Annotated in this window: 16 protein-coding genes and 4 pseudogenes; 7 read left to right on the top strand and 13 right to left on the bottom strand. The window is 58.8% G+C overall.

The window, feature by feature from the left end; genetic code table 11:
- Positions 1-420 precede the first annotated feature (420 nt).
- The 3 genes and pseudogenes from NLN62_RS08585 to NLN62_RS08575 form a co-directional block, all read right to left on the bottom strand.
- Positions 421-680 (bottom strand): annotated as a pseudogene (locus tag NLN62_RS08585) (IS701 family transposase); the annotation flags it as partial.
- 1,809 nt (positions 681-2,489) lie between these two features.
- A complete protein-coding gene (locus tag NLN62_RS08580; RefSeq protein ID WP_254108384.1) occupies positions 2,490-4,244 on the bottom strand; it encodes an oleate hydratase in 1,755 nt (584 codons plus the stop codon).
- Between the two features lie 37 nt (positions 4,245-4,281).
- Positions 4,282-5,043, bottom strand: a complete 762-nt coding sequence (locus tag NLN62_RS08575) for a glucose 1-dehydrogenase (protein ID WP_254108383.1) — start codon at positions 5,041-5,043, stop codon at positions 4,282-4,284.
- A gap of 152 nt (positions 5,044-5,195) precedes the next feature.
- Here NLN62_RS08575 and NLN62_RS08570 point away from each other — a divergent pair, with 152 nt between their 5' ends.
- Complete coding sequence (locus NLN62_RS08570; RefSeq protein WP_254108382.1) at positions 5,196-5,534, top strand: hypothetical protein; 339 nt, start codon at positions 5,196-5,198, stop codon at positions 5,532-5,534.
- 263 nt (positions 5,535-5,797) lie between these two features.
- Here the strand turns inward: NLN62_RS08570 and NLN62_RS08565 are convergent, their stop codons facing one another.
- Both NLN62_RS08565 and NLN62_RS08560 read right to left on the bottom strand, forming a co-directional pair.
- Positions 5,798-6,556 carry an acetoacetate decarboxylase family protein gene (locus tag NLN62_RS08565; protein WP_254108381.1) on the bottom strand — a complete coding sequence of 253 codons (759 nt, stop codon included), beginning with the start codon at positions 6,554-6,556 and terminating at the stop codon, positions 5,798-5,800.
- Positions 6,557-7,380: 824 nt separating this feature from the next.
- Positions 7,381-7,710, bottom strand: a complete 330-nt coding sequence (locus NLN62_RS08560; RefSeq protein WP_254113386.1) for a prolyl oligopeptidase family serine peptidase — start codon at positions 7,708-7,710, stop codon at positions 7,381-7,383.
- Between the two features lie 323 nt (positions 7,711-8,033).
- Here NLN62_RS08560 and NLN62_RS08555 point away from each other — a divergent pair, with 323 nt between their 5' ends.
- The 5 genes and pseudogenes from NLN62_RS08555 to NLN62_RS08535 all read left to right on the top strand — a co-directional run bounded on the left by NLN62_RS08555 (position 8,034) and on the right by NLN62_RS08535 (position 11,249).
- Positions 8,034-8,309 (top strand): transposase, encoded by a 276-nt coding sequence (locus NLN62_RS08555; protein WP_254108380.1) that lies wholly within the window; start codon positions 8,034-8,036, stop codon positions 8,307-8,309.
- 17 nt (positions 8,310-8,326) lie between these two features.
- Positions 8,327-8,767: pseudogene (locus NLN62_RS08550) on the top strand (IS3 family transposase); the annotation flags it as partial.
- 41 nt (positions 8,768-8,808) lie between these two features.
- A pseudogene (locus tag NLN62_RS08545) lies at positions 8,809-9,570 on the top strand (IS1380 family transposase); the annotation flags it as partial.
- Between the two features lie 274 nt (positions 9,571-9,844).
- Positions 9,845-10,117: a hypothetical protein gene (locus NLN62_RS08540; protein ID WP_254108379.1), complete on the top strand. Its 273-nt coding sequence runs from the start codon at positions 9,845-9,847 to the stop codon at positions 10,115-10,117.
- A 327-nt stretch (positions 10,118-10,444) separates the two neighbouring features.
- Positions 10,445-11,249 (top strand): annotated as a pseudogene (locus tag NLN62_RS08535) (IS5 family transposase).
- 225 nt (positions 11,250-11,474) lie between these two features.
- On the opposite strand, the gene NLN62_RS08530 reads toward NLN62_RS08535, so the two are convergent.
- A complete protein-coding gene (locus tag NLN62_RS08530; RefSeq protein WP_254113384.1) occupies positions 11,475-12,047 on the bottom strand; it encodes a hypothetical protein in 573 nt (190 codons plus the stop codon).
- 465 nt (positions 12,048-12,512) lie between these two features.
- On the opposite strand from NLN62_RS08530, the gene NLN62_RS08525 reads away from it, so the two are divergent.
- Complete coding sequence (locus NLN62_RS08525) at positions 12,513-12,734, top strand: hypothetical protein (protein WP_254108378.1); 222 nt, start codon at positions 12,513-12,515, stop codon at positions 12,732-12,734.
- Positions 12,735-12,868: 134 nt separating this feature from the next.
- On the opposite strand, the gene NLN62_RS08520 is transcribed toward NLN62_RS08525, so the two are convergent.
- The 7 genes from NLN62_RS08520 to NLN62_RS08490 form a co-directional block, all read right to left on the bottom strand.
- Positions 12,869-13,012: a hypothetical protein gene (locus tag NLN62_RS08520; protein ID WP_254108377.1), complete on the bottom strand. Its 144-nt coding sequence runs from the start codon at positions 13,010-13,012 to the stop codon at positions 12,869-12,871.
- A 464-nt stretch (positions 13,013-13,476) separates the two neighbouring features.
- A complete protein-coding gene (locus NLN62_RS08515) occupies positions 13,477-13,989 on the bottom strand; it encodes a hypothetical protein (RefSeq protein ID WP_254108376.1) in 513 nt (170 codons plus the stop codon).
- Positions 13,904-14,224, bottom strand: a complete 321-nt coding sequence (locus NLN62_RS08510; protein ID WP_254108375.1) for a hypothetical protein — start codon at positions 14,222-14,224, stop codon at positions 13,904-13,906. The genes NLN62_RS08515 and NLN62_RS08510 overlap by 86 nt, the downstream gene beginning before the upstream one ends.
- 59 nt (positions 14,225-14,283) lie before the next feature.
- On the bottom strand, positions 14,284-14,559 hold the full coding sequence (locus tag NLN62_RS08505) for a hypothetical protein (protein WP_254108374.1): 276 nt from the start codon (positions 14,557-14,559) through the stop codon (positions 14,284-14,286).
- 230 nt (positions 14,560-14,789) lie between these two features.
- Positions 14,790-15,263, bottom strand: a complete 474-nt coding sequence (locus tag NLN62_RS08500) for a hypothetical protein (protein WP_254108373.1) — start codon at positions 15,261-15,263, stop codon at positions 14,790-14,792.
- Positions 15,264-15,278: 15 nt separating this feature from the next.
- A complete protein-coding gene (locus tag NLN62_RS08495; RefSeq protein WP_254108372.1) occupies positions 15,279-16,784 on the bottom strand; it encodes a DUF4407 domain-containing protein in 1,506 nt (501 codons plus the stop codon).
- A 119-nt stretch (positions 16,785-16,903) separates the two neighbouring features.
- Positions 16,904-17,665, bottom strand: coding sequence for a SprT-like domain-containing protein (locus tag NLN62_RS08490; RefSeq protein ID WP_254108371.1), 762 nt, complete (start codon positions 17,663-17,665; stop codon positions 16,904-16,906).
- Between the last annotated feature and the right edge of the window lie 86 nt (positions 17,666-17,751).

Below are 17,751 nucleotides of genomic sequence, written 5' to 3'. Positions count from 1 at the left end.
CAAGAGGCGAGAGCGCAGGGTTTCCAGCTTACTACGCACCATATTACTCAAACGTATGCCCGGATCGAAGCCGAATCGGAGGCTCGCGAGACCGATAGCGCATCTTCGGGACGCGCTTTAAAATGAGCGAGATTGGGGCTCTCCGGTGCCCAGCCCACGAGCCAGGCGCGGTTGCCAAGGCAGCCTTTGCAGCCCGGCAGCACAGTGCTGTTCGATGGCGCTAAGAGGTCCCCGTACTGCAGCAGGATTACAACTCCAGTGCGAGCTAACTATAGGCCATGCCCCAATCAGTCAATCAGCATTACACTGAGGCGATCCATCTCGTCGAAAACGCGCGCCCACAACCTCGCTGACCTCTCTTCTCGCCTCGTCAATCCGCATGGCAACGGATACCAGCGTTAGAGCGTAGATTTACGCTAGGATGCGCCAGCGCAATTTAGCCGTCTCTACGAGAGTTCGGAATGCCACATCCTGCGGCAATGTCGAGAGCCAGTATTTGGTAGGCTGGTCCTCGCCTTTCGGCCATTCGATCAGCAACCATTCCTCTAACCGCTGGGCGGTTTGCAATAATCACGGTGCGCGGCACGGACACGCACGCGGGCAAAGCGCGAGCTGAGCTTTTCGTTCGTTCCTTGCCGCCACGTGATGGTGCGCCAAGCTTTGGCCGGCAGGCCGATGGCACACGCCCACTGCAACTGCCCAGCGGGATCTCCGGCTTGGTCCGGAAGCCGACTTCGGCAGGAATGCCCACCACCTTGCGCCGCCGATCGCGATCCTCAGTCTATTTCTTCGGAAGATAAAGGCGATAGCCGCCTCGTACTCCGGGCGCGTGAGCATGATTTGATCAATGACTGTGGTGGTTGCAGTCTTCATCTTTGGCGATGTTGTCTAGGATCTCACATTGGTCGGCCAACTTGGCATATGTTTTGGAGATGCTGACCAAGACGCACAATCGCCTAGGCGACACATCACCGGCTCTCGACATGTCCCTGTAGATCTGAGCTAGTTCGCGATATTCTTTAGGTCTCAGCATGCCCATAGCTCCGCGACACATCGGCATTTCTCTAGCTCCGCGACCGCACCGCAACCATCAATGCGTATCAGATCAAACTGCATCATATGGCCTACTAACTTTCGTAGGCGTACGCGACCTCCTATCTACCTATACTTAATTGCATCATAACCGCTCGCGGAGTGTCCCACGGTGAGACGAGGTCGGATCGGCAAATCGCTGCATGAACGGATGACGGCAGTTGCGAAAGAGGCGCGGGACAAGGCGCCGCGGTTGCCCCCGGGGCCGGAGCGCAATAGCTTGCTCATCAAAGCCCAACAGGCAGAAACAGCATCTCAGTTCGACGAATGGGCCAAATCTCCAAGCCAAGCGCCCAAGCCGTGACGCAACCCGCCTGCGCCCGCCCGTGGTGCGTTATTTAGAACCGGCAGCTACGATGATCGAGAAGGAAAACATAACTAGGGCACCCATTGCCACTCGCCGATTTTCTCCGGAATGCCCATCTTGGATGGGGCCCCTGCGAAGGGCCACGCGCATCTGCCATTGGATAAATCTTTTGCCGCTGCAGCCGGTGAAGCGTAGAGCCCCAACGTCTTGTCATCGAACACAAGAGCGAAACCTCTCCGGGTGGGAAATATCTGAGCTTGACCTTCGTTTGTTCTAAAGACCCATTTCGTCATTTGCTGTTTTCCGTTGTTTAGTAACCGCGATTCGACATAGTTTGGCTATGCCAGGGTGGCATCAGGTAGGTGCCATCAATAGTCATCACTACCTTCCAGACCTACCAGCCGCGCCCTAGCGCCTTGTCCAGGAAGATCTCGTGTGGATCGGGATGGGTTCCTTATAAGTCATAGTTGGCAAGGTAGCTTGGCATCGCGCAAGGCACTCCATGATTGGAGCCCTCTCCGCTGCGAGTCCGAAGCGACCGTCACCGCGACGGATGTTCGGAAGCTAAACCCATAGCCGATTTCCGTTACCTACAAATTCTTGTAGTTGAACAGCACGATCTTCTCTGAGCCAAATTGGCCTCAGCGCCTACCCTGCCAGTCACGAGCACAATCAAGGCTGCAAAGAGCTAAATCGATGTCGCCAATAGAAGCAATCGTCAGTTGGCTAGAAGGAGCTATGGCTGGCCACCCATGCGCAGCAGGTTCGCGTTCACGCCGTGTTGCAACGCCAGCCCCGCCAGCGACACGCCAGAGCGCTTACGAATAAAACCCGAGCCCGAATCAAATGGATGTTCACAACTGATAAAGCCCGCGCCAAACTCGGCCGCGCCTATCCAGCCACCGCGAAAGAGTCAAAATCACTGTGATGAACCACTAGCCATGGGGCGAAGCAGCCTCTGGCATCATCGAGTCCCGCACACTTTGTGCCAAGACAAGATCCACAGTTCGCATCATGTTTGCGGCAGATTTGTCAGCTTATCGACTTGCCGTGTCTTAGTATCTACACGCCATGGGTGTCCGCTCTTCGGTCAATTGGACATGGTCTCAATCCGTCCTCCAAGCTTAGTAGACTCAATTGTCTTGAGCAATAATTGGCTGAGAAACTCTGGTTCAACCTGAATTTCATTCCCGTCGGACACTCGAGCAATGGCAGCGAATATTTTGCGAACATCGTAAGTCGAATTGAACACCTCCGGGACTCCGCGGTCGATGTTGAGAAGCGTGTAGGCGGCCTCCATTGCGGTGCGAACCGAATACTCGGTTGTGAATACACAATCTCGCTCGGCCGACTCGGCGAATTGTCCGATGAAAGCGAAGTTGGCAGCTCCTTTTGGTACAACATCTGGCCGGTCGCCCGTTTGCCTCGGCATGAAAAGTGAGGTGACGTAGGGCATCATGACGGGAATCGTTTTTGCGCCCGTCTCGGCGAGTTGCGGTATGTCCGCAATGGGCACACCAAGATGATAAAGCCATTCTTGCGTAACCTCCGCGCCTGTGCAGTCTTGCATCGGCTTCTTCACGAAATCACCGGGCTTGTCCACAAAGAGAGAATAGAGCCAGACGATGATTTGGTCTCTTGGCTGATGCTTGAAGTGCGGCTGGCGGTTCACCGTCCAACTGAGCAGCCAACTCGAATCCTTCGCGGTAACGATGCCTCCCGTGACGACCTTGCCGCTAAACGGATCGCGTTTGGCGACCTTGCGGATATACTTCGGGATGCGCGCGTCCAAGGTCGTGATGGTCGCAGATTCCCACTTGGTAGCATGGATGTTGCCGCCGAAAACCTCGGGACGGCCGAACGCTGTGTTCTTTGCCGCGATACGTCGCCAGAGGTCCCATGCTGGGGCAGGCCCTTCATTGAGCTTGGCGGGCGTCTGGTGGTCTCCGGTATCGGAGTTCTCCGTCAAAGACCCGATGGTCACAAAGACAAGATCGTCAGCGCAAAGGTCAATTCCGCCGCTGACGCCGTCCGTCTGGTAGCTGACGCGCGTGGCCTGCTTGAATCCCGGTCGGATCTCGAAATCGACGTCAGTGACTTCAACACCGAATTGAAAAACGACACCCCGCTTCGCTAGCCATCTACAAAGTGGTAGAATGAGGGACTCATATTGATTGTACTTGGTAAACTTCAGTGCACTGAAATCCGGAAGCCCGCCAATGTGATGAATGAAGCGATGGAGGTACAGCTTCATTTCCAGCGCGGAATGCCATTCCTCAAAGGCGAACATTGTGCGCCAGTAAAGCCAGAAATTGCTGTTCAGAAGATCCTGCCCAAAGACTTCATCGATACGTTTGTTTTCCATGTCCCGAGGATTAGCAAGAAAAATGGTGATCAACTCTCTTTGCGCGTCGGCGGTCAGGTTAAAAAGGCCGTCGGTATGGACATCCTGGCCCCTGTTCACCGTCGCTCGTTGCAACGAGTAGTTCGGATCATCCTTGTTCAGCCAATAGAACTCATCGAGGACGCTGGCGCCTTTCACTTCGAGCGATGGGATCGACCTGAACAGATCCCATAGACACTCGAAGTGGTCCTCCATTTCCCGGCCACCACGAATAACGAATCCCTTCTCGGGCTGCTTGGTCCCGTCGAGCGCACCACCCGGCAGCATCAACCGTTCCAGAATTGTGATGCGGTTTCCGGCCATATGGCCATCGCGAATGAGGAAGGCCGCACCGGCAAGCGCCGCCAGGCCAGCACCGATGAACCAAGCGGTCTTCTTGTCTGCAGTATCGGGCTTGCGGGGACAAGCAAAGGCTTCGTAGTTTCCGCTGCTATAATACATGGCGTGTTCTCCGATTGGGCCGGCACGTCGGTTGATGTCACGAAAACATATTCTCCAGTGCCGCGCCTTTATAAGGGACGCCGATCGTCAAGCCGCCATCGAGCACAATCTCGGCACCGGTCATGTAGCTGGACGCGTCGCTAAGCAAGAACGCGACCGCCTGAGACACTTCCAGCGGATTGGCTGCCCGGCCCAATGGAATTGGAAAAAGGGCCGGATCCAAATTCTCGCTCATCGCCGTGGTGACGAGCCCAGGATGAACCGAGTTAACGCGCACGCCGGAGGCCGCGCACTCCAGCGCGGCCGACTTTGTGACACCCCGCACGCCGAACTTGGAGGCGACATAAGCATGAAGGCCAGGGCTGCCTCGCAGCCCCTCGACCGATGAGACGTTGACGATAGAACCTCCGCCGGAGCGCCGGATTGCTGGTAAGGCGGCCTGCATGCCGAGAAATACGCCGGTTAAGTTAACCGCCAGGGTTCTGTTCCATTGATCGAGTGGGAATTGCTCGATCGGAGCCATGCTGGCGATACCCGCATTGTTGACGAGCCCATGTAGCGCGCCAAACGTGCTCACTGCGGCCGCGACCGCCATTGCCCACGATTTCGGCTCGCTAACATTCTGGTGCACGTACACGGCCGCATTGCCCAGTTCGGAAGCGAGAGCCTCTCCGTCTGCATCAATGATATCACCGACCACGACTCGAGCGCCCTCCGAAACCAGCAAACGAGCATGGGCCGCTCCCATCCCGCGCGCCGCGCCAGTCACCAGAATGACCTTTTCGCTTACACGTCCCATGACATAGTCCTTGCCCCGGGGGCATCGATCAGTGTCGATGAAATACCTTGTCGTCTTGGAAGAGGCGCCGCGCATCGTATCCCTTGGACAGCCGCGAAACTCGGTGCGCTTTGCGCCGAAGGACAATCATAGTAAATTCGCGGAGCTGCCAGATGATGGCGATTGCCACCGGCGATGCTAGTGAGATAACTATTGCAAAAAGCAATGCGCTCTGCTCGACGCAGGACGAAGACGCAAAGTACATGCCGTTCTCTGGCGAGATAATTGAAGACGAGAGCTCGTTTCAACCAGCCGATAGTCGGGCAGTGAGCCACTACAAATTCGGATGCGGCATGATGCTCCCGCCAAAGCCGGTGCGGCCTCGAACAGCTTTGGAGTTCTGCCGCGGTATGGGATGTATTTCCCATGCTCTGCTGCTGCTCTTACCTTGGTGCGACGCTACCAACGATCGTGTGACAAACCAACACGAGCAATGCGCATGCCAAGAGTAGGCAAGTTTGTCTAAACGATTCTGGCCACTACTTCTGTTGTGTCACAGTGTCCAAGTCGGCCGTCGTGTCAGATTTGCGACATTGTGGACTCAGCCCGACATTGGTTGAGACGGGGGACAAAAAGCGAAGCTCAGCTCAGGCGAGACTCAGTTCGCCTAGATTACAAGCTTCCTTTCGAACGGAAGGGTAGGCCGACTCCCCATGCTCTCAAGCTACCATCGTCGGCTGTTCATGGCCAAAGTGTCCCTTCAGCAATGGAGGTTTTATGCGTTCGAAAGGAGATCAACCGCCTGCAGCCTTGAATCGTACTCCTCGTACGTCCCAAGCATGATCTGGCCAACGACCAAATTGTGCACGGGATCGATGACTGAGGGCGAGTCATAAGTTAGTGAAACGGGGCCCGTGAATAGTACCTCTTCGCCCAACGCATCTCGCCGGAACGTTCGGTCTGTGCACCACTTTATGAGCTGTGTTACGGCTCCTTTTCCGGATTGGTTTATCGCAGGCAAATGCCGAATCGAATAGAAGTTGGTGTGTGTCGAATACGTCTGCCGTGCAGCTGCTTTCAGGCGCGAGTCTGGTTGAGCAGTGATGGTCAGCAGACGCTTGCCTGCCGGACGCTCAAGTGTCCCCTGAATTAGGCCACTCTCCCGCGTCAATGCGATGCGCGCAAACTTTTTGGGAGCACCCAGCGCTTCGCGTCCTGAGGCGAGGGCAGCGTCGTTTGCGGTCACATAGATGTACGGGATATAGAAGCCGGTCTCCCCACCGGGATCACGAACCTCGATTCCAGAATATTGCTCCAGATATGGTCCGACCATGCTTGAGCCGTAGCTTGCTATGCCTACGATACCGACTACGGGATTTGCGGCAGGTCTTAGCTGCGTTGGTAATAGGCGCCGCACGTCGCTTGCAATTGTAAAGATGGCTTGAATGGCTTGGCATTTAAGAAACGCGCTGTGATGCTCTCTATCTCCGTGATAGAGGGGCGCATCGAACGGAATACCTCTGATTTCCGACATTGTTTATCCTCCGGTTGCTCGTCCTGCACGCGATGGGTGAAAATAGACGGGCAGCTCACTGATCACACGATATCGGCCACCTGTTATGAGCTTATCCGAAGTGCCCCATTCTTGATATCCTGAGGACATCCTTCGGAATCGTCCAGCTCTTCTCGCTCGGTCAAAGCGCTCGTCGTTGTGGCCATCACGTCTACGAGCGTCTCAAAGCCGACCGCGACATGCGGCGCGATTTGAGATTTGCGATGCAGAACAAGGCGCTGCCTCAGTCGTTGCCCCAAAACTCTTGGGTAGGACTCTTTGCTCGGCTTCTCGATCCCTGCTGTCGCTCGCTACGCTGGTTGAATCAAGCAGCGAACCGACTGAGGATGATTAAACATGCTCAACAGCGATGTCGTCCTGCTGCTTATGGTCTCTCAATTTGACGCGACAGTAGCCCCCACCGGTTCGGTCGACGTGCATGTACTATGCCAAGGCACAGTTGGCCGTTGAGTCTGAACCCTAATCTAATCTCCTGGACAGCATGCTGGACGCGCTTTTGTGCCCGTGGTCCGCTTACATGCACATGAAGCAAACGGGCGGGATTGCCGTGAGAGCCCTGCGTTGCGGCGGCTGGAATCATTCCTCAGAAAGCTTGACCATCGGCACACGCCTCCGACTCGATCTCGCTCATTTTCAGCGCCTGCGGAGATATACTAAACACGAGCCGCTGGTCCTGTTGACATCACTGATCGACAAGCCGCCGGTATGCATAGGTATATTCGAGGGCCACCCGGCGTGCATCTTCGATGAGATTGGCGGCGGCACTATGTCCCCCATCGATGTTTTCATGGTAGAAATACGGCTGGCCCAGCGCAGCGAGCCTTGCGGCCGTGCGCCGGATGCACGCGGTCGTTCGTGGTGGCGGTGAGGATGAAGAGGACGGGGTAGGTCTTGCCCGGCACCAACTTCTGATAGGGCGAGTAGGCCTTGATCCACTCGCGCTGCTCGGGAATGGCGGGATCGCCATACTCGCCGGTCCAGGAGGCGCCCGCGCCCAGCTTGGTGAACCGAAGCATGTCGAACAGCGGCACCTGCACAATCGCCGCGTTGAAAAGGTCGGGCCGCTGGGTGATGGCCGTCCCCACTAGCAGGCCTCCCTGGCTGCCGCCGACCACGCCGAGCCGGCGCGGAGAGGTGACCAAGCAAATAGCGCGCCAAGCGCTGACAGCGAAGATGAACCACGTCCAGCCGCCAGACGGTTTGTTTTACGACGGCGCCGGCTCCGTCCGCTATCGACGATGTCAAACAACGCGGGAGGCGAGACCAAAGCCTCGCCCCTCGAAACGGTTAGTTCGGTTCGCGGCGTTACAGAGACCACAGAAGCGCGCGCCAACCAACGGGGCAGCTATCGCCAATGCTTCGATCAGTCACTGAAATGGACCCCGATTTTGGGACCAGAGGCTTAGTTGGAAAAAGGCCGCTTCGTCTGATAGACGGAGTGAGCAATGACGAAGAAGACGAGACGCAAGATCGCGCGGCACTGAAGGCAAAGATCGCGCTGGAGGCGGTGCGGGAGCAGGCGACGGTGGCCGATTTGGCCCAGCGCTACGAGGTTCACCCGAACCAGATCTATGCCTGGAAGAAGCAACTGCTGGAACAGGCGGCCCGGGCCTTTGACGCGGGTGTCGGGCGGGAGAGCGAGGACGCTCGCGAACGCGAGATCGAGAAGCTGCACGCCAAGATTGGACAACTGACAGTCGAGCGCGATTTTTGAGTGCGGAGGTCCGGAAGATGAGCATGCCGGAGCGTCGAGGAATGCTCGATCTCGCCGACAAGGCGCTGTCGATCCGCCGGCAATGCATGTTGCTTGGCATCGCGCGCTCTGGCGTCTACCGGCCGCCCCGGCCGGCCAACGACAACGACCTTGCCCTGATGCGGCGGATCGACGAGCTGTTTACCGCCTGGCCATTCCTGGGCTCGCGGCGAATGACCGCGATGCGGAAGGCTGAGGGGCTTCAGGTCAATCGCAAGCGCGTGCAGCGCCTGATGCGCAAGATGGGCATCGCGGCGCTGGGACCGAAGCCGAACACGACGAAGCCGGCGCCGGGCCACAAGATCTATCCCTATCTGCTGCGCAACATGACGATCGACCGGCCGAACCAGGTGTGGGCGGCCGACATCACGTATTTGCCCATCGGCCGTGGCTTTCTTTATCTCGTTGCCATCATCGACTGGGCGAGCCGTGCAGTTCTGGCGTGGCGTATCTCCAATACAATGGATACCTCGTTCTGCCTCTGGCCATGGCGGACCGGCGCCTCGGCTTGGCCGCGAAGTTGTCCTGCGTATTCCCCGAGCGGCGCGATCCGGGACGCATCGTGCACAGCCTTGGGGATATGATCCGCGCCCGCATCTTCGCCATCGCGTGCGGCTACGAGGATGGCAATGATCTCGATCGGTTACGCGGCGATCCGGCGTTCAAGCTGGCCTGCGGCCGGCTGCCGGACACTGGCCGTGATCTGTGTTCGCAGCCGACGCTATCGCGCCTGGAGAATGCACCACACCTGCGTGGGGTGATCCGGCTGAGCTATGCGCTGGTTGACTTATGGATGGACAGCTACGCGCGAGCGCCGAGCGCAATCACGCTCGACGACGACACGGTCGACGTGGTGCATGGCCGTCAGCAACTCTCGCTGTTCAATGCCCATTATGACGAACACTGCTTCCTGCCGATCCACGTCTATGACACCGAGCACAGCCGGCCTGTTGCGGTCATGCTGCGCCCAGGCAAGACGCCGAGCGGCATCGAGGTACGAGCACATCTGCGCCGCCTGGTGCGGCGCATTCGCCGGCGCCGGCCCGATACGCGTATCACCTTCCGCGGCAACAGCCATTACGCCTGCCCCGAGGCGATGACTTTTTGCGAGCAACAAAATGGCGTCGATTACGTCTTCGCGCTGGCCGGCACCAAGCCGCTCGCCAGAAAGGTCAACGAGGTCTGTGATGCAGTTCGAACCGAACGTGCGGTCGAGAGCAAGATCGTCAGGTTGATGCCACCCGGCGCGCTCGCGCTGCCAGTGAAGTTGGCGGCGATGACTCGGCGCTCGCGTTGGATCCCTGAAAGCGCTGTCCCTACCACACGCCGCAAACTTCGGTGGCCAGCCTTTGCCCAGGATTAGGAAGACGGACCACCTTCGCTCCCGAGAGGCTCAATTCTCAAGGGAGCGAGCAAGGAGTATCGCGGAGAAGTGCCGCAAGCCACCTACCAGGATTGGTTGGTGCCGATCTCGTTTGGCCTGGGGCAAATGCGCCATGGCGACTGAATTAGATTCGATTTTTGATGTGATCGAGCATCACCGTGAGCTTTCCGCGCAACACGATGCCGCGGTATCCATATCCGCAAAACTTGTCGAAGGACCCGAATTTGATGCCGCCGACGCAATCAGCGAGAAAACGAGGTTGGCTCTCGAGGAGTACGCAGATGTGCTCATCCACTCCAAACCCACAACGCTTACGGGCGTCATCGCTCTGAGCCGTTACGTCGCCAGTCTACCGGCTTGGCTGCTGTCTGATGAATACGATTAGCATCAACCGTTTCTGAGGACCCTAGCGGACGCGCTGGACGAGATCAGTGCGGGGTAGCGCCAGACCCGTGCAAGCCAACGCGGTCGGCGTCTACCGGGTCTGATGGGGCCGCCGTGGCGACATGAGGGAGAAGCGCCGGATGGTGGATCGGCCGAGGAGCCTTCACTTTTGAAAGCTCCATATCCGTCGGCCAGCAGGTCAACGCGGTTAGCCGGGTGGTGGGTATGGGGCGTGCCCATATGTCCACTCGGTTCTGAGTTTTTGGTCCCGGCCTTGAACTAGCAGGCCGTTAGGGACTGATTAACCATAGAGGTTGAGGTTTGCGGGATGTCGATTCCCCGCGAGCCTTATCCTTCTGACGTTTCCGATGACGAGTGGGCGCTTGTTGCCCCCTATCTGACACTTTTGCCCGAGGACTCCTCGCAGCGAACGCGCGCGCTTCGCGAGGTGTTCAACGGCCTGCGCTACATCGTGAAGACCGGCGCGCCTTGGCGCTGGATGCCGAACGATTTGCCGCCGTGGGAGATCGTTTATCAACAGGCGCAGAGGTGGTTGCGCGGGGGATGTTTTGAGGCCCTGGCCGAGGATCTGCGCATCGTCCTGCGCCTTGCGGCTGGACGACCCGCGCAGCCGACCGCCGCCATCATCGACAGTCGAACTCTGCGCTCGACGGAGTGGCGCCCGCGGCGCCTACGACGGAGCCAAGCGCAAGAAAGGTTCGAAGCTGCATCTGGCCGTCGATACGCTCGGCCATCTTCTGGCGCTGCATGTCACGCCCGCCAACGCCGACGATCGCGCCGAGATTGGCCGGATCGCCAAGACGATTCAGGCAGAGACTGGTCAGAGCGTCGAAGTCGCCTTCGTTGACCAGGGCTACACAGGCGACAAGCCTGCAACGGCGGCGGCAGAACACGGCATTGCTCTCGAGGTCATAAAACTGTCGGAGGCCAAACGCGGCTTCGTGCTGCTCCCAAGGAGATGGGTCGTCGAGCGATCCTTCGCGTGGGCCACACGCTTCCGAAGACTCGTCAAAGACTACGAGCGATGCGCTCAGACCCTCGCCGACCTTCACCTCATCGCCTTCGCATGCATCATGCTCAAAAACGTCGCTAAACTCGCTGCTGGTCCCTAACAGCCTCTAAATTTGCAGCGCCGCCAGTGCTATGGGGGCCTGCCGACAAAAGAGCCTCTAAAGCTCTTCGCTTTTCAACATGCCTAGTTTTCTGCGGTGAAAGCGCCGGACATCAGGCCGTCTGGGCCTGATTAGGATAGGCAAACGGCGCAAGAAGCAGCGCGGACGACTCGGCGCCGACGACCGGGGGGGAGCGACGCTGTCCCTACCGCCCGCGCTGCTAGCTCAACATTCTTCCTTATCGTGCGGGGAGCTACCTTCATTGATGGGCACGGCGAAGGCCGACGGGATGGGAACCAATGGAGGAGTCTCGGCACTTGAAATAACTTTCAGGTGGGGGCGCTTGTCGCTCCAATCAGTGAGAGCCTCGAGATTGAGGCGAGTCGAAGCCAGTTCATTCCAGGATATCGCCACCTCATGCCATCTCTCTTGTCGTGCGGGCAAAAGCTCAAGCATCCTTTGCGCCTTGCGTGCAGCCGAGAACTTCCCGACGCGCCTAGCCTCTTCCAGGGTCTTGCGCAGCTTCGCTTCGGTTTGTTTCCATCCGTGGCCGGTAGATCTACCCTCGATGAAGTAATCGATGGAGATACGGAAGGTCAGAGCACGGGTTGCGGCGGCTTCCGAGTCCAATTCGGGTTCGGTCAACCATTTGCGAAGAGCTTCGAGCCGCTCCGGCACGCTGAGCGAGGGATCGTCGCCATCCTCGAATATCAAGAATGAGCCGAATGACGCGATATCGAGTTGCAGGTCCAGATCTTGCGCTTCTAGCCAACTGACGATTGCTTCTATTGGCGACATCACTTTCACTCTCCTTTCTTTCTTGTTTTCTTTGTAGGTGTGCTTGTTACTACTTACTAGTCGAGATAGCGCGGGGGTGCGAGAGATTCGGCCCGGAGAACGTTTGCGGTCAACTACTAGAACTTGTAGGTCGCCACAGCAGGCCTGCCTTTTCCGTTTTTACCTGACGAGCGGCGAGAAGCTACAGACGCGATAAAATCAGCCTTCGAAGCGCAAGACCTCAGACTCAACACTTGGTAGTGCTGCAAAAGCGAACACTAGTAGTTGCGGCGATACGTCGAACCCCGCTTCATGGCCACGCCATTAGCGAGCTCGGCCGGCGCAATGCACTGCTGAAGTAGTGCCGCGTTTTCGCTCGCTTGAGAGGAAAGAAGGCGGCTGCTTGCTGCACAACCTAAATAGCACGATTGTCAGCTTTGGAACGAACGTCACGCGTTGCCGGCACCTCCGAGGTGCGGGCGCACCATGAGTGCAGAGCTCGCTTCCTACTGTCTCGGGCACGGCATCAGCATGAATTGGCTGATCACGGGCGAGCTCTTGGACCTGCAGCAGATGCTTCAGGCCCGACGGATGGGCAAGGCCGCAGCCAAGCCAGAGAGCTTCAGAGAGAAGCTTGCACAACTGTCGGAAGCTCAGATCGAGGTCATCGACATGATCATGGACCATCTCATGGCGAAGCAGCCATGAAGCGCCGGCGCCGATCGCACAGGCCCCGAAACCGGCAGCGGCTGGCGGCTCACGCCCGCTGGCTGAGGCGGTGACACTCAAAACAAAAGGCCCGCCGAGTTGGCGGGCCTTTCCATAATGACGTGATCCAGCCGTTACGCTGCCTCAGCTCGCAGCTCTTCCTTGACGACCTTCTCAACCTCTACGGGGTCGCCTTCCCGGAACATGCCCCAATAGGCCTCGTTCCCAGCGCTCTGCAACTCGTCAAGGGCCCAGGTCCGGCGCGTGATCAAACTCATCTTCGCAGGCTGCGGCAGCGCTATCGTGCGCGCCGCTCCGGCCAAGGTAAAAGTGAGCGAAAGGCTATGCCGGTCTGGGAGGGTCTCAAAAACCGAGCTCGGGAAGTCCGCCTCAAATACTTCGAAGATCGTGCTGAGGTGTTCAAACGGTGACGTGAGCCGCGGACGGATAAGCGCGCCTCTTCCTCGGTGAGACTCTGTCGCGCGACAAGGCCAAGACCGTAAACACCGGACGCGCGCAAGTCGACCAGAACACCGAGCGGGATTACCCGGCCGCCACCTGCGTCAGATCGCAATGATAGGCGATTTCGAGAATCCGTAAGCTCGCTGGGGTGAATGCCGCTTGCGTGATCGTGCTCATCGTCAAATTCCTACGCCGAACGCCCGTGGAAGTTCCTGCCGCCGACGCAGCAAGAATGCGCAAACTACCTCAAAAACTGTAAGCGCTTAGCCGGGCTATCCAATCACCTATCGCTCGAATGCCGCCGCAAGAGCGGAATTGGAGTGGCAGTCGCCGACACAGGTCTCTCGAGAGTTAACATTGGGCGGCCCAGCCGCTCTTCCTTCCGTGGCTTGCAGCGCGCAATCCGCTCCAGACCGGAAATTCCCATCGCCAGACCCCACCAACCGATCAGGAACGCGAGCGTGTAATAGCTGGGAATCCTGGGGCCGTAGAACTGAGCAAGATAGATCGCGAGCGCAAAGAGACCGGCCGATGCGACGAGGAAGCACAAGCCGTTCAGAAAACGCGCAATCGTCAGCGCAATCCTGATCACATCGAAGAACGCGTAAATCGCCGTGTTTGCCAGTTCGTTGAGAAGAGCATTGCGAAATATCTTCAAACCTGCCTCCTGTTTCGCGATGGCGAAGCTGTGCTGTGCACGACTGCCACTAACGTGGGTTCTGTTCCTGCCGCGCCCGATCGCGGTCCATGGGTACGTAAAGAGATTGACTGCGAAGCTGGCGCTCCCGCTCATCGGGTCGCTCGGCAGGACGCGCCGACAGATAAGTCGCGCTCGCCTCGACAAGCAGATTCAGGCTGTGCAATCCGGCGAGCACGCCGCCGCCGATGGCGAACCAGTTCTCAAACGAAAAGCAAAGCCAGAGGCCGAGGACGGCAAACCCGACGGCCCAAAGCAATTGCCAGATCGCGGACATGAGGTGGCTCGCCGATACGAGTGATTGGGCTATGTTGCGGACCGGTTCAGTCATCCGTGTGGCCTCCTGGGTGCATTCTGGTCGGGCTTGTCCGCAACGCGGATATTGATCAGCTACTGAATGAGCCTCACCATCGTCCGTAAAGCTTCCATAGTCAGCGCCCGCACCTGTTGGTCGCTGCGCACGGCGGCTGCGAAATCCGTACCTCGGGTGGTCAGAAGAAGAATTTGCGCCAGCAAGATGTGGAGCCGTACAAGAGTCTCCTGGTTCTCCTCGGCAAAGGCCGCGCGCTCGCGACTCCACAAGGTAGCCTTGATCGTGCTTCGTCGCGCCGCAATCTGCGAACCGTGCGGGACAAGTGGCAATGTCTGATGGCCGTTCTCCCACATGTGAAAGATCTTTCTTGCTTGTTGGGCGAGCCGTACACGCAATCGGCGATAGCCATTGCTCCGATCAGGAGGTCATCCGCCAAACGCGGAAATTCAAGCAAGTGGAAGATATCGGCCGCGAGCTCCTTCAATTCGATTTCGCGTTTCGCCAGCGAGGCCGACTTGAAGGCGTCAGGCATTTGGTCCATGGCGATCTCCTTCACTCATAGGACTTCGGTAGGTCTCGTGAATCAAAACGGGAAGTCGTCGTCCGGGTCGGTTACAACGACCATGGGGCCTGGACCCGTCGACAGGATCTGCGACGCGACCGCTGCCAGCTGCATCGCATTCGGTGGGAATCCAGGCTGACCGATCCTGGAAAGGACGAGCATCAGGTGCGAGAACTGCAGGGGCGTGAGCAACTGCGCGAGCGCAACGCCGCCAAGAAGCAGCCCAAATGTCTCCGCCAGGGCATCCAGCTTCCCCGATACGCTCGCCTGCCGCTCCGCAAGCTGTCCAAGGCTGAAGAATACCGTGTGTGTCGGGCCCGCAGGTCCGCTCCCGCGATTTCCACCCATGTTCGAGGTTGGAACGCTTGCGTCATGCTTCGCCTCGCGGGCCGCAACCAGCACAGCATGTGGAATGATGTTGTTGTCGTGAGTGTCAGACATTGCGTCCTCCGAAATCAGGGCCGGTATGCTTCGAGCCGCCGGCGTGTTCTTCACCCATAGCCTGTCCATTCAGGAGGCTCTTCTTGTTGCGACTTCCGCGCGGGCGACCCGGACCGTGACGCTCGGGCTGGCTGGCGTCGGCCTGGTGAAGGTTGCTGGCCGGAGCAGGCTTTGCCTGATCCTGCGGTGGCAGAGGCGGAGCCTGGTCAAGAATGACACTCTCGGCCTCGGCACGCTCACCAGTCGCCTGGGGACGTGCGTCACCATTCGCACGGCGCCGCCGCCCCTCCGGCCCGAACGGCTCCGCTTCGTCGATTGCGCCGCCAGGATGCTATTCAGGTCGCTGCCGGCTTGCTTACGAGCGTCCGTCGCTGTCGCGGCTCCTGCCTGGGTTGTGGCCAGTGCTTCGAACGGAGCGTCTTTCAAGCCGTGCTCGCTGTGCGTGGCTACTTTGGCGGGGGCCGATTGCAGACCAAGCTGCCGCGCTCCCTCGTGCCCGATCGCGGTCACATCGATGAAATGCTGCATGGCCATTGCCGCGGCGTAGGAAGAGGGAAACAACTTGTCGCTGAGCGAGATCCACATCGGGCTGAGCTCGAGCGCGAGCGAAACGATCTGGAAAATCACCGTAAACACCAGCAGCTTGAAATCGTCCTTGGTCAAGGCCGTCAGGGCTTGCAGCTGTCCACTCAATCCGGAAAGCTTCGGGATTGCGGTCGGCGAGGACTGAATCCTGTGCTCGATGTCCGCGTTGCGGGCCGCCTGCTGGCGCTCGAGCTTCGCCGTCAACGCTTCGCGGGCCGAGGTTTCGGCGGCTAGCGTGTTTTCGAGGGCCGCGATCTGGGTCTCGGAAGCTGTCGAAGGTGGCGCCGCGTTGCGCGAGCCCGTACGGGTCGCCCGACGTACATTGTCCTGGCGCAGATTTGCCAGCATGCGGTTGATCTGATCAACGCGCCCGGTTGCCGCCTTGAGATCGTCGGCCGTGCGCTGAATGCTCGCATCGACCAGTTTGGTGGATTCAGTCGTGACGCTGGGATTGTCGGTCATGAACTTGCGGGTGGCATAGCCGTCAATCGGCCCCTGCATGGCCGCCAGCATCACACAAATACCCGCGAGCATGCCGACCGCCGTGCCCTGCAGTGCGCGAACCAGACCGAGCAGCGTCGTCAGCAATTGGCGTTGCACGATCTCCGGCAAGCGCACGCCGACCCTCCGGCATTCTGCAGCACCGCGTTCCAGGAACTTGCGGCGATACTGCAGCACATTGTCCGCAAGTCCTTGCATGCATCCGACGAGGGCGCCGATGAGCGCATGCACGACATGAAACTGTCCGTCGCCAGTCGCCAGATGAAGGACGGTTGTCACGGTCGAGGCCGTCATGATCATGGTCCCAAGCAGGACCAGACCAAGGATCATGAGATCGAGCACCTCGCGCGGCGGTGCCACGCGACGCGCGGTTGCCGGATGGCCGCCGCCGAGGGTGATCAGCAGATCGCCTCCCAGCGCGGCAATTGACCGGCCTGAGACGGGTTGATCGTACGATCGACCCGATAGATCGAACTGTTCCATGCTCATTAATCGACCTCCGTTCGTCGCGTCGGCGACGTCATGCTTCTCAGAGTGTGGTCTGCGAGTGGGAGAGGGCGTTTCTTTGCGGTTATCAGCGATCGTCTCTTCGCGCTCTCCCCATTGGTCTAGTTGGTGTCGACTTCCTCAGCGGCAAAACTCGTGTGGCAAGCGCCGCAGATGAGGTGCAGGTCGGGACGGCCCCACGCGCGGATGGGTGGATAGCAGGTCGGACAGGTGTAACTGGTCTTTGATGCTGCCCGCGACCGTTTGCGCCGTACGGCGCTTTCGTTCAGAGGTTCGCGAACCTCGTCATAGGGAAGCTGAATGCCCGTCCTCAGAAGCGCATTGCATGCGAGATCGAAGGGGCCGCCTTCGCGGATGTAGTGCGAAACGCGCCGGCCGGTGGGCTTGCCGCCAGGCTCGCCTGTCGATGACGGCACCAGGCCGATATCGAGCATCTTCCGGGCCCATTCCCGGTTGTGATATCCGCCGCGGCCGGGCTTGCCGTAGGCGGCCTGCCAATGATGGACCAACTCGTGCACGAACGTCGAAATCTTGTCGCTATCCGTCCGGTGCGGCCCCCAGCATTGAGGGTTGAGGGCGATCTCACTCACGCGATGCGATCCATCACGGGCTGCGAAGCGTCGATAGTCAAAGTAGCCCGCCGCAGTGCGGCGTCGCTGCAGGGTCAGGAGACAGTGCGGAAGTTGGCCGCCGAACAGCGCGTCATCGAAGTAGTGGAACATGAAATCGAGCGTCCCATAGGTCAGCTCGGTGGGATTGACGCTCACGCTAGTGGCAGCGGCGTGATCAAGCGACAGTGCGCCGTCGCCGTCGCGCTTCTGTGCATCGATGGCTAGTGCGCCCAAGGTGACCAGGGAGGGCATAGTATTATCCTCCCACCAGGTCCGGCAGCGCGGCGCGGCTCGCACCCTTGTTCGGCTGGTCTGCTCTCATCGATGCCGCGAGACAG

Origin of the sequence: Bradyrhizobium sp. CCGUVB23 (assembly GCF_024199885.1) — a bacterium.
In the GTDB taxonomy this organism is placed as follows: Bacteria; Pseudomonadota; Alphaproteobacteria; order Rhizobiales; family Xanthobacteraceae; genus Bradyrhizobium.
The sequence above is the reverse complement of the archived record's forward strand: the minus strand, read 5'-3'. Positions and strand labels throughout refer to the sequence as shown.